Below are 11,492 nucleotides of genomic sequence, written 5' to 3'. Positions count from 1 at the left end.
CAGATTTTGGAGATTGCGATGGGGCGATGTCAGTTGCTGAGGGCGCACGGGAGTCCGGCATAAAGAAGGTCTTCTGTGTAAATCAATCGGCGATAGTATGCCGTTACCCGAGTTCACACCAGACCCAAAAGCTCAACTCCTGAATAGTCGTTTCGCGTTTACAGCTTGGCGGAGAGCTCGCGAATCTCGCGGTTTAAGATACGGTCGTTATCGCTGTAGTCCATGGGGATATCGATCAGGTGTATCCCCCCTTCCTGCATACAGCGTTCGATGGTGGGGCGAACATCTTCTGTGCGTTCGATACGGTGACCGCTGGCCCCATAGGACCCTGCGTAAGCAACAAAATCCGGGTTGCCGAAATCCAGGCCAAAGTCGTGGAAATCCATCTGCGACTGCTTCCACTTGATCATGCCGTAACCGTCGTCACGCAAAATTAAAATCACCAGGTCGAGTTTCAGGCGCACCGCGGTTTCCAGCTCTTGGGAATTCATCATAAACCCGCCGTCGCCGCAGATGGCCACCACACTCCGATCCGGGTGCACCAGCTTGGCGGCCATGGCGGAGGGCAGCCCGGCGCCCATGGTTGCGAGTGCATTATCCAGCAACACGGTATTCGGTTTGTGCGCTTGGTAATTGCGCGCAAACCAGATTTTGTACATGCCATTGTCCAGCGCGATGATGCCGTTATCCGGCACCGCCTCGCGCACTTCTTTTACCAGACGCTGCGTCTTTACCGGGAAGCTCGCGTCCTGTGCGCCGTCCACAATATGCTTGCGCAGCGCATCGCGAATCCGGTGCGCGTCGGTGAAGCTCCAGTGGCTTTGCGGCTCAAGCTTTTCTTTTATCTGCCACAGGCTGTTGGCGATATCCCCGACCACTTCAATCTGCGGGAAATACACCGGGTCGACCTGTGCGGAACTGAAGTTGATATGCACCACTTCCGGCCCGCCCGGGCGCATGAAGAATGGGGGTTTTTCCACAACGTCGTGACCGACGTTGATGATGAGATCGGCCTGATCAATAGCACGGTGCACAAAGTCGCCGTCAGACAAGGCGGTGTTGCCGATAAAATGCGAACTCGCTTCGTCGATCACGCCTTTACCCATCTGCGTGGTCACTGCGGGGATGCCAAACTTTTCCACAAATTCCCGCAGCATTTTTGCAGTGAGTTTGCGGTTGGCACCGGCACCGATTAACAACAGAGGCTTGCGCGCGGCGGCGATGGCCTGCACCGCCTGGCACACGGCTTTATTCTCGGCGATCGGCCGGCGGGTATAGCTGGGTTCCAGCACCGGCATGGTGGAGTGTTCGCGGGCGATATCTTCCGGCAGCTCCAGATGCGTCGCACCGGGCCGCTCTTCCTCCGCCTGCCGAAATGCCTCGCGCACATGCGCCGGCACATTGTCGCCACTGACGATCACCTTGGTGAACTTGGTCAGCGGCTGCATCATGTCGACGATATCGATAATCTGGAAACGCCCCTGCTTCGAGCTTTTGATCGGCTTCTGCCCGGTGACCATGACCATGGGCATGGCACCGAGCTGCGCGTAGGCGGCTGCCGTCACCAGGTTGGTGGCGCCAGGGCCGAGGGTAGAGAGGCACACGCCGGCGTTACCGGTCAGCCGCCCGTAGGTGGCCGCCATAAAACCGGCCGCCTGCTCATGGCGGCCAATCACCAGCCGGATCTTGGAACCGCGCAGGGATTCCAGCAGGTCCAGGTTTTCTTCTCCAGGGATGCCAAAGACGAACTCGACGCCTTCCGCTTCCAGTGCGCGCACAAACAGATCCGATGCTTTCACCAAACTCCCTCTCTAATGCCTTCACCAGGGGCTATATCTAGCGCCACCGCTACCCCACTGAGCCTCCGGGAATGCGCCGATCCAATTGCAATAGCAGCGTAGCAGACGCGCCATGTTTTCAGTCCCGCCCATATTAACTGGCGAACTCAACCATCTTGTTACTGACCTTTCAGTCTGGCGCCGGAAGCCTTGAAAGTGCCCCACCAGTTCCGGTAAATTGCGCGCTTATTTTTCAGCCAGAGCGTGACTTTTTAGTCGCCCGTTGCGTCTAGTCGCTCACTCAGTCGGGAAGGATTCCGCAGCTTAATTGAGGTAACCATGAAGCTGACCCAGTCCCTGCCCGTCCTATCCCTCTCCCTGCTGACCGGCCTGTTCGCCGCTGGCACCCAGGCCAAAACCCTGTGGAGCGACAACAGCCTGACCGCGCTGCACGGTAAGAACTACGAAGTGAACTACGGCCTGTCCACCGACGACAGCACCCGTAACGTCCTGACCTTCGAACACGTGAGCGGCCACACCTGGGGCGACCTGTTCATGTTTGGCGACTACCTCAAGTCCACCGACGGTTCTGCCGAACTGTACGGTGAAATTTCCCCGCGCCTGAGCCTGGGCAAGCTGGGCAACGATGTGGCATTTGGCCCGGTAAAAGACGTGCTGCTGGCTGGCCAGCTGGAACTGGGCAATACCGATGACCCGGACAACCTGCTGGTAACCGGCGAGCGCTTCGTCAACAAGTTGGCGGGTGTGGGTTTTGACCTGGACGCGCCTGGCTTTGCCTACCTGCAGGCCAATGTTTACCACCGTAACAACGAAAAGCGTGCGGACAACGAGCAGCTGACCCTGGTTTGGGGCCTGCCGTTCACCATCGGTAGCGAATCCTTCCTGTACGACGGTTTTATCGACTGGGCCAGCGCTTCCCGCGATGTACACGCCAGCCTGAACTTCACCTCCCAGCTGAAATGGGACATTGGCGCGCGCAGCGGCAACCCGAAGAAGCTGTACGCCGGTGTTGAGTACGTGCACTGGAACGACAAGTTCGGCATCAAGGACGGTACCTTCGGTATCGATTCCAACGAGCGCAACATCAACCTGCTGCTGAAGTACCACTTCTAAATAATAGGTGCGTAATATCATGAGCCAGTCGAAATCTACCGCGGCCGCCAACAGCGCGGCCCCGCAAGCGAATATCCTCGAGCGCCTGTTCAAACTCTCCGAGCGCCAGACCACTGTGCGCCAGGAAGTCATTGCCGGTCTCACCACCTTCCTGACCATGGCCTACATCATTTTCGTCAACCCGAACATCATGTCTGCTGCCGGCATGGATCAGGGCGCGGTCTTTACCGCGACCTGTCTCGCCGCGGCCGTAGGCTGTTTGATCATGGGGCTGTACGCCAACTATCCGTTTGCGCTGGCACCGGGCATGGGCCTGAACGCCTTCTTCAGCTACGTGGTTGTGGGTGAAATGGGCTACAGCTGGAAGGTGGCACTGGGTGCGGTATTTATCTCCGGTGTCGTGTTCCTGCTGCTCAGCATCTTCAAGGTGCGCCAGTGGGTGATCGACAGCATTCCCATGTCCCTGCGTCAGGCGCTGGCGGCCGGTGTGGGCCTGTTCCTGGCGATCATCGCGCTGAAGAGCGCGGGCATCGTGACCGCAAGCCCGGCCACTCTGGTAACCCTGGGTGATGTCACTTCCACAGAGGCGGTACTGGCCGCACTGAGCTTTGTACTGATTGCAGCGCTGGCTTACCGCCGTATGCTGGGCGCGGTGATGATCGGCATCCTGATCGTGACCGGTATTGCGCTGGCCCTGGGCAAGGTGCAATACGGTGGCCTGGTTTCCGCGCCGCCGAGCATGGCGCCGACCTTTATGCAGCTGGATATTGCAGGTGCGTTTAACGTGGGCATGATCAGCGTAATCTTCGCGTTCCTGTTTGTGGACCTGTTCGACACTGCAGGCACCCTGCTGAGCACCGCCGACCGCGCCAAGCTGCTGGACAAAAAAGGCCAGCTGCCGGGTATGGGCAAGGCACTGATGGCAGACAGCTCCGCGTCTGCGGTGGGCTCCCTGATGGGTTCCTCCACCACCACTACCTACGTGGAAAGCACCGCGGGTGTTGCCGCTGGCGGCCGTACCGGTTTGACCGCGGTAGTATGTGCGGGCCTGTTCCTGCTGGCGCTGTTCTTCTCGCCGCTGGTGGGTATGGTTCCGGCCTACGCGACTGCCGGTGCACTGATGTACGTTGCGGTACTGATGACCTCCGGCCTGTCCACTATCGACTGGGATGACATTACCGAGGCTGCGCCTGCGGTAATCGCCGCGGTGATGATGCCGCTGTCGTTCTCCATCGCCAACGGCATTGCGCTGGGCTTTATCGCTTACGCGGCGATCAAGACCCTGAGTGGCCGCTCCAAAGATGTGAGCATTGCGGTGTACGCACTGGCGGCACTGTTTGTGGCCAAGTTCATCTTCTTCTGATGCGCTTGTGCGGCGCGTGCCTGTTGCGGGTGCGCGCCGATTCTCCCTTTCTCCCCTCTCCTTCCGTTCTTTTCCTTTCTTACCCTTCGCTTCCTTTCCCTCTCTGATAAAACGATCAGCCGTGCGCGCTGGCCAGACACTCCCACAGGGTCTGCACGATGCGCGATGCCTTGGGTGAGCGCCGCTGAATCGCCATAAAGTCACATTCGTAGTGATAGCGCTGTGGACAGATGGCCCGAATCTCCCCCTTCTTCAAAAACGTCTCCGCATAGTGGTCCGGCAGGTAACCGATATAGCGCCCGGATTGCAGGCAGTGCACGATCGCTTCCTGGTCGTTGACGGTAATGTCCCGCTGCAACCCTAGCCGGTTACCCACTTCCATATTCGGTGAGTGATAGCCGAGGCCGGCGTATTTGCACGCGCGGATGGCATCGTCGTCGATGGAGATATCCGCGGTACCGAAAAGCGGGTGGCGATAGCCGCAGTAGAGATACATCTGCTCATAAAACAGGTGCTGGTAATCGAGACTGGGAGACTCGCGGTGGGCGGGGATCACCCCCAGCTGAAAGCGCCCCTCCATCACCCCGCGCTCGATTTCATTGATCGGCTCGATGTGGATATCCAGGCTGACTTCCGGGGCCAGATCGTCAAACTGGCGCAGGGCGGCGTCGATGTGTGCCGCGGGGTTGGTGACCATCTTGTCGAACAGGGCCAGGGAAATATGCCCGGTCATGCGCTTGTGCACATCCGCCACCTCACCGCGGAAGGCGTCCAGGGAGCTGAGCAGGCGCAGGGTGGCCTGGTAGATCTGGCGCCCCTCGCTGGTGAGGGCAAAGCCGCTGCGCCCGCGCTGGCACAGGGTCACGCCGAGGCGCACCTCCAGGTCCTTGATATGGCGACTGATGGTGGAGCGCCCCACGTTGAGCTCCAGCTCCGCCGCCGAGAAGCCCCCTGCCTCCGCCACCGCGCGGAATACCCGCAGCAAGCGCAGGTCGATATCACTCAGCTGCCCCAGCAGCGCCGTCTGTTTGCGCCCCACAGTACCTTCCTATCCGTCTTACCCAGTCTCTTCAGATGCTTAGTTGCATAGAAGTGAAACTGAACATCGATAAATAACAGTTTATGCAACATTAAAGCTCTTCTACATTGGCTGCAACCAAACCAACTAAACCAAACCAACTAAACCAAACCAAACAAGCTGCTATCGATAAGAAGCAAGAGACAAGAACAAAGGGGAGCAGAGCAATGGACATGAGCGTGAGCGACAAGTTTGCCGGCCTGAGCCAGGACCAGCTGGACGCCCACTGGATGGCCTACACCGGCAACCGCCAGTTCAAGCAGGACCCACGCATCATCAAAGGCGCCGAAGGCTGCTACTACACCAGTGCCGATGGCCGCCGCATCTTCGACGGCCTCTCCGGCCTGTGGACCTGCGGTGCCGGCCACAACCGCGTGGAAATTGCCGACGCAGTGAGTGAGCAGTTGCGCACCCTGGACTACGCGCCGGCGTTCCAGTTTGGCCACCCCAAGGCCTTCCAGCTGGCAGAGCGCATCACCCAGTTTATGCCGGAAGGCCTGAACCGGGTGTTCTTCACCGGCTCCGGTTCCGAGTCTGCAGAAACCTCCCTGAAGATCGCCCGCGCCTACTGGCGCAAAAAGGGCATGCCATCGAAAACCAAGCTGATCGGCCGCGCCAAGGGTTACCACGGGGTGAACTTTGGCGGCATCAGTGTCGGCGGTATCGGCGCCAACCGCGCCCTGTATGGCACCGCTGTAGATGCCGACCACCTGCCGCACACCGTGCTGCCGCAGAACAAGTTCTGCAAGGGTATGCCCGAGGAAGGTGCCCACCTGGCAGACGACCTGCTGGAAATGATCGCCCTGCACGATGCTTCCAACATCGCCGCGGTCATCGTCGAGCCCATGGCCGGCTCCGCCGGTGTACTGCCGCCGCCCGTAGGCTACCTGCAGCGCCTGCGCGAGATTTGCGACCAGCACAACATCCTGCTGATTTTCGACGAGGTGATCACCGCCTTCGGCCGTATGGGTGCCGCCACCGGCGCCGAGGCCTTCGGTGTTACCCCGGACATCATCAACACGGCCAAGCAGCTGACCAATGGCGCCGTACCCATGGGCGCGGTCATCGCCAAGCAGGAAATTTACGATACCTTTATGGACCAGGGCGGCCCCGAGTACCTGCTGGAACTGCCCCACGGTTACACCTATTCCGCCCACCCGGTGTCCTGCGCGGCAGCGCTGGCGTCACTGGATATTCTGGAGAAGGAAAACCTCTTCTCCCGCGCCGCCGAACTGGCAGTGGTACTGGAAGACCGTGTGCATCAATTGAAAGGCACACCGCTGGTGACCGACATCCGCAACTGTGGTGTTGCCGCGGGTCTCACCATCGAGGCCGCACCGGGTGAACCGCTGCTGCGTCCGTACCAGATCGCAATGAAGATGTGGGAAAAGGGTTTTTACGTGCGCTACGGGGGCGACACCATCCAGCTGGGCCTGCCCTTTGTGGCCGAGGCGGAAGAAGTCGACACCCTGGTCAACGCCCTGGGCGATGCCATCACCAGCGTCGCTGCCGGCTGATACAGGCTAATAAAGCACACAAACCAAACGTACCATGAACACAAAAAATTTAGAGAGTTAACCAAGGAAATAGCATGAGCATTGTTGGCCATTTTATTAACGGCAAAACCGTCGACGCCGCCGAGCGCACCCAGGACGTATTCAACCCGGCAACCGGTGAGGTTTCCAAGCAGGTAGCGATCGCCGCAAAAGACACCGTGGAAGAAGCGGTCGCGGCGGCGTCAGAAGCGTACAAGACCTGGCGCAATACCCAGCCGATCAAACGTGCGCGCATCATGTTCAAGTTCAAGCAGCTGCTGGAAGACAACGCAGAAAAAATCTGCGCGCTGATCGGCGAAGAACACGGCAAGATTTCCCACGACGCCATGGGCGAACTGACTCGCGGTATCGAGAATGTGGAGTTTGCCTGCACTGCTCCGCAGATGCTCAAAGGCGAACACAGCCGCAACGTTGGCCCGGACATCGACTCCTGGAGCGAAATGCAGCCGCTGGGCGTGGTTGCCGGTATTACCCCGTTCAACTTCCCCGCCATGGTACCGCTGTGGATGTTCCCGCTGGCCATCGTGTGCGGCAACACCTTTGTACTGAAGCCCTCTGAGCGCGACCCGTCCTGCGCCCTGCTGCTGGCACAACTGCTGCAGGAAGCTGGTCTGCCCGACGGCGTATTCAATGTGGTGAATGGCGATAAGGTTGCGGTAGATACCCTGCTGACCGACCCGCGTGTGGAAGCGGTGAGCTTCGTTGGTTCCACCCCGATCGCCGAATACGTTTACGCCACGGCCAGCGCCAACGGCAAACGCTGCCAGGCACTGGGCGGTGCCAAGAACCACGCGATCATCATGCCGGATGCGGACATGGATAATGCCGTCGCCGCACTGACCGGTGCGGCCTTCGGTTCCTCCGGTGAGCGCTGCATGGCACTTTCGGTGGCCGTGTGTGTGGGCGACGAAGCCGCGGATACCTTTATCGACAAGATGTCCCACGCCATGAAAGACCTCAAAGTGGGTGCCTACACCGACAGCAGCAACGACTTTGGCCCGGTCATCACCGAAGCACACAAAAACAAGGTGGACGGCTATATCGCCAGCGCCGCCGAACAGGGTGCGACCATTGTGGTCGACGGTCGCGATCCGAAAGTGGCCGGTTATGAAAATGGCTTCTTTGTCGGCGGCACGCTGATCGACAAGGTGAAGCAGGGCATGACCTGCTACGAAGAGGAAATCTTTGGCCCAGTACTACTGGTAGTGCGCGCCGAATCCATGGAGCAAGCCATGCAGCTGATCAACGATCACGAGTACGGCAACGGTACCTGCATCTTCACCCGCGATGGCGAAGCGGCGCGCTACTTCAGCGACAACATCCTGGTGGGCATGGTCGGCATCAACGTACCACTGCCGGTACCGGTGGCCTACCACAGCTTCGGCGGCTGGAAGCGCTCCCTGTTCGGCGACCTGGGTGCCTACGGCCCGGACGGTGTGCGCTTCTACACCAAGCGCAAGACCATCACCCAGCGCTGGCCATCCAGCGGCGTGCGCGAAGGTGCGCAGTTCTCTTTCCCGAGTAACTGATCCCCTCCACTCGCTATCTACGAAAAACGCCCGCAGAAAAATCTGCGGGCGTTTTTATTTATGAACCACCGTGCAATATTTATTGGTTAAGAGGAGATATTTAGCAGAATTGTTCGCATTGTGTCATTATCCGCGCCCCCAACAGTCCGCCAAGCTGCGGATTCACTGCAATTCAAGGAGTGCGCACAATGAGCAGAAAGCTGATTTCCAGCGGATCGGAATTTGAAACCAAGATCGGATATTCCCGCGCGGTTGTGGATGGCGATTACGTTTTCGTCTCCGGCACCACCGGCTACAACTACGCCACCAACAGCATCAGTGACGATGCCGCGGAACAGGCGGACCAGTGTTTTGCGAACATTGAACAGGCACTGAAAGAAGCGGGCAGCAGCATCGCACAGATTGTGCGGGTGACCTACATTCTGCCCAACCGCGATGACTTCGAGCCCTGCTGGCCGGTATTTGAAAAGTGGCTGGGGGAGGTACGCCCCGCAGCCACCATGTTTGAAGCGCGCCTGCTGGACGACGCGATGAAAATTGAGATTCAGGTGACCACGCGCGTTTAACGCACACTTTGGGGTAATCTCGTTTGCCCCGTCAGGGAAGGTCAGTTAATCCTGATCTTCCCTAACCCCTGTGCGACGCAAATCAAAGCTGCTCTGCCGCTTTCTCTCCTGGCAGCTCGCCAAGTTGTTCTAATAGGTTTTCTCCCAGCCGCTCTTTCTTCGCCACCGACAGATAGCCAAAATAGCGATCGCGAATTTCACGTACATAATTCACCGGTTCCCGCCCTCGCACGTAACCGAAGCGCGCCTTCTTGTAGTACTGCGGTTTTGACAGCAGTAGCATGGCCTCTTCCACATTGTCGAACCAGCGATTCGGATCTTTACCCAGCTTTTTCGCCAGCACCCGCGCGTCTCTTACATGCCCGTGTCCGGCGTTATAGGCGGCCAGGGAAAAATAAATCTTCTGGTCAAACGGCAGCGATGAGGGGAAGCGCTCTTCCAGCCAGCCAAGATAAGACACCCCCGCACGAATACTGTTTTCCGGGTGGTACAAATCAGAGATGCCGAGCTGCTTGCCGGTGCGCGGCATCACCTGCATCAAGCCGCGAGCGCCGGCAAAGGAGCGCGCCTTGGGATTGAAGCGACTTTCCTGATACATCTGCGACACGACCATGCGCCAGTCCAGATCGGCGGGTACCGCATGTTTGCGCACCAGCGGGTCGTAAGGTGACAGCTCGGTGGTATCCCGCAGGCGCTGGCCCTGCTTGCCCTTGATGAACTTTTCTTCCTTGAAATACTTGTTGTAGGTCACATTGAAAAATAGGCCGCGGTAGTACTTATTCAGAAAGTCATTCAGTTTGCCCAACAACTCCGGCTGATCGTCACGTACCGCCCAGGCAATAGCCTGCTCTTCGGAAAGGTCACCCACCACAACAAAGTCATCGCGATAGGTTTGCTCGATTTGCACCAGGTGCGAATCTGCTACCGTGTAGTCGTAGCGTCCCTCCGCAACCGCATCGATCAGCTGCTCGGTGGTAGCGCCCTGAATCGGCAAAATATTAACCGGCTTACTACCCTCACCTTCCGCAACGCCAGACTGCAGTGCCGCCAGCGCCTCGAGACTGGAGTAATAGCTGTTGAGAGGGTTTACCGCGACGGACTGGCCGATTAATCGCTCGGCGACGGGGACTGCCAGTTCCTGCGTATTGTCTACAGCAGCGATCAATTGTTCGGTGACCTGCATGTATGGGCGGGTAAATACCAACCCCTGCTGTTTGCGCGGGTCGGTGACGGTCATGGATGCGGCGATCACATCCCCCATGCCCTCTGCCAGCGCCTCCGCCAGATCCACATCGTGGCCGGGCACCACCATGCTCAGGCGCAAGCCATGGTCTTTGGCAAAGCGCTTCAACAAATCGTAATCAAAACCCATCAGTTCGCCGCGCCACATAAAGTAGGAGGCGGGGTGATTGCGGGTCAGTACGCGCAGGGTTTTACTTTCTTTGATTTGCGCCCAATCGCGACGAGCGCTGTTGCGTTGCTGTGCCGCGACCAGGTGTTCTTCGGTCAAGAATTCATTTAATGCCTGCCCCAGCGCTACCGCATTACTGCGCACGGCCCAGGCGATGGCGCGGCGGCGATCGCTAAGGTTTTCCGCCTTTAGCGTGGGAAAATCTTCCAGCAATACTGCGGATAAATTGCTATCGATAATCGTTGCGGCAAAAGTGCCATCGGCGACGCCGCCCAGCAATTCATCCTGACTAATCGGTTCATCGAGAATCTGGGCTTGCAGGGATACCTGCAACTTATTTGAGGAGGATTCGGCCAACTCGGAAATGGTTTCCTCGAAAGCACTGCCCTTGCGCACCGCAACCTTGACGGGTTCAGCTTCGGTAACCTGCTCGGGAGCGGAACCTTGCTTGCGTCGAGTGATCAGCTGTTCCTGAACATACTTCAATGGGCGTATATACAGGACCTGTTCAGCACGCTGTTCGGTACGAGTAAAGTTCACCGCAATCACATCACCGCGCCCTTCCCGCAACGCGGGAATCAGGTCGGCAAAGTTATCCACATAAATCCACTGCACGGCGAGCCCGCGCTGCTCGGCAAACTTCTCGGCCAGGGCTCGCCATTCCGCCGTGGGCAGGCCGTCTCGCGGTAAAGACTCCTCTTCCAGCCCCTTGGGCGCAAGCAGCCGCAGGGTACCTTGCTGGTGAATCTCTGCGAGGTCACCCTGATTGATATAGTTGGTAAATGCGGGCACCTCGGGTTCGCTGGCCTGCGAGGCTCTTTCTTCAGTCCCCTCTTCAGTCGCCTTCTCAGTCAACTCTGCCGCGCGGTCATTCTCGAGAACCTGCGCAGCCTTTTCCCTACTGGTATCGCCACAGGCGGCCAACAGAATGCCGAGCAGGGCTACTGCCACTACCCATCCCGCTCTTACAGCCCCCAAGCGATCCTTTTCTTGTGTCCGTTTTCCTACCAACCCGGTCATACCGCGTACATCTCCTGTTTTCGGCATCGAACGTGAACTGTCTCACAAAGCGCATGA

Annotated in this window: 8 protein-coding genes; 5 read left to right on the top strand and 3 right to left on the bottom strand. The window is 58.5% G+C overall.

Going from position 1 to position 11,492, the window contains the following annotated elements; genetic code table 11:
* Positions 1 to 158 precede the first annotated feature (158 nt).
* Positions 159 to 1,799 carry an acetolactate synthase large subunit gene (locus tag KUV22_RS06770; RefSeq protein ID WP_222229599.1) on the bottom strand — a complete coding sequence of 547 codons (1,641 nt, stop codon included), beginning with the start codon at positions 1,797 to 1,799 and terminating at the stop codon, positions 159 to 161.
* Positions 1,800 to 2,117: 318 nt separating this feature from the next.
* Here KUV22_RS06770 and KUV22_RS06765 point away from each other — a divergent pair, with 318 nt between their 5' ends.
* Entirely contained in the window at positions 2,118 to 2,912 is a 795-nt protein-coding gene (locus tag KUV22_RS06765) for an outer membrane protein OmpK (protein ID WP_222229597.1), read from the top strand.
* 19 nt (positions 2,913 to 2,931) lie between these two features.
* Positions 2,932 to 4,275 (top strand): NCS2 family permease, encoded by a 1,344-nt coding sequence (locus KUV22_RS06760; protein ID WP_222229595.1) that lies wholly within the window; start codon positions 2,932 to 2,934, stop codon positions 4,273 to 4,275.
* 115 nt (positions 4,276 to 4,390) lie between these two features.
* On the opposite strand, the gene KUV22_RS06755 is transcribed toward KUV22_RS06760, so the two are convergent.
* Positions 4,391 to 5,314 (bottom strand): LysR family transcriptional regulator, encoded by a 924-nt coding sequence (locus KUV22_RS06755; RefSeq protein ID WP_222229593.1) that lies wholly within the window; start codon positions 5,312 to 5,314, stop codon positions 4,391 to 4,393.
* 206 nt (positions 5,315 to 5,520) lie between these two features.
* On the opposite strand from KUV22_RS06755, the gene KUV22_RS06750 reads away from it, so the two are divergent.
* The 3 genes from KUV22_RS06750 to KUV22_RS06740 all read left to right on the top strand — a co-directional run bounded on the left by KUV22_RS06750 (position 5,521) and on the right by KUV22_RS06740 (position 9,004).
* On the top strand, positions 5,521 to 6,870 hold the full coding sequence (locus KUV22_RS06750) for an aspartate aminotransferase family protein (protein ID WP_222229591.1): 1,350 nt from the start codon (positions 5,521 to 5,523) through the stop codon (positions 6,868 to 6,870).
* A gap of 74 nt (positions 6,871 to 6,944) precedes the next feature.
* The gene (locus KUV22_RS06745; RefSeq protein ID WP_010133697.1) at positions 6,945 to 8,438 is read left to right on the top strand and encodes a CoA-acylating methylmalonate-semialdehyde dehydrogenase; all 1,494 of its coding nucleotides are present in this window, start codon (positions 6,945 to 6,947) and stop codon (positions 8,436 to 8,438) included.
* Between the two features lie 188 nt (positions 8,439 to 8,626).
* Positions 8,627 to 9,004: a RidA family protein gene (locus tag KUV22_RS06740; protein ID WP_222229589.1), complete on the top strand. Its 378-nt coding sequence runs from the start codon at positions 8,627 to 8,629 to the stop codon at positions 9,002 to 9,004.
* Between the two features lie 82 nt (positions 9,005 to 9,086).
* Here KUV22_RS06740 and KUV22_RS06735 read toward each other — a convergent pair whose 3' ends face one another.
* A complete protein-coding gene (locus KUV22_RS06735; protein ID WP_222229587.1) occupies positions 9,087 to 11,366 on the bottom strand; it encodes a transporter substrate-binding domain-containing protein in 2,280 nt (759 codons plus the stop codon).
* Between the last annotated feature and the right edge of the window lie 126 nt (positions 11,367 to 11,492).

It is taken from the genome of Microbulbifer agarilyticus (assembly GCF_019800665.1).
In the GTDB taxonomy this organism is placed as follows: Bacteria; Pseudomonadota; Gammaproteobacteria; order Pseudomonadales; family Cellvibrionaceae; genus Microbulbifer; species Microbulbifer agarilyticus_C.
Note: the sequence above shows the minus strand (reverse complement) of the source record. Positions and strands in the feature narration are given on the sequence as shown.

Coding starts and splice junctions, on each gene's coding strand:
- KUV22_RS06765 (WP_222229597.1), top strand. CDS start 2,118: ATGAAGCTGACCCAGTCCCTGCCCGTCCTATCCCTCTCCCTGCTGACC.
- KUV22_RS06745 (WP_010133697.1), top strand. CDS start 6,945: ATGAGCATTGTTGGCCATTTTATTAACGGCAAAACCGTCGACGCCGCC.
- KUV22_RS06740 (WP_222229589.1), top strand. CDS start 8,627: ATGAGCAGAAAGCTGATTTCCAGCGGATCGGAATTTGAAACCAAGATC.
- KUV22_RS06750 (WP_222229591.1), top strand. CDS start 5,521: ATGGACATGAGCGTGAGCGACAAGTTTGCCGGCCTGAGCCAGGACCAG.
- KUV22_RS06760 (WP_222229595.1), top strand. CDS start 2,932: ATGAGCCAGTCGAAATCTACCGCGGCCGCCAACAGCGCGGCCCCGCAA.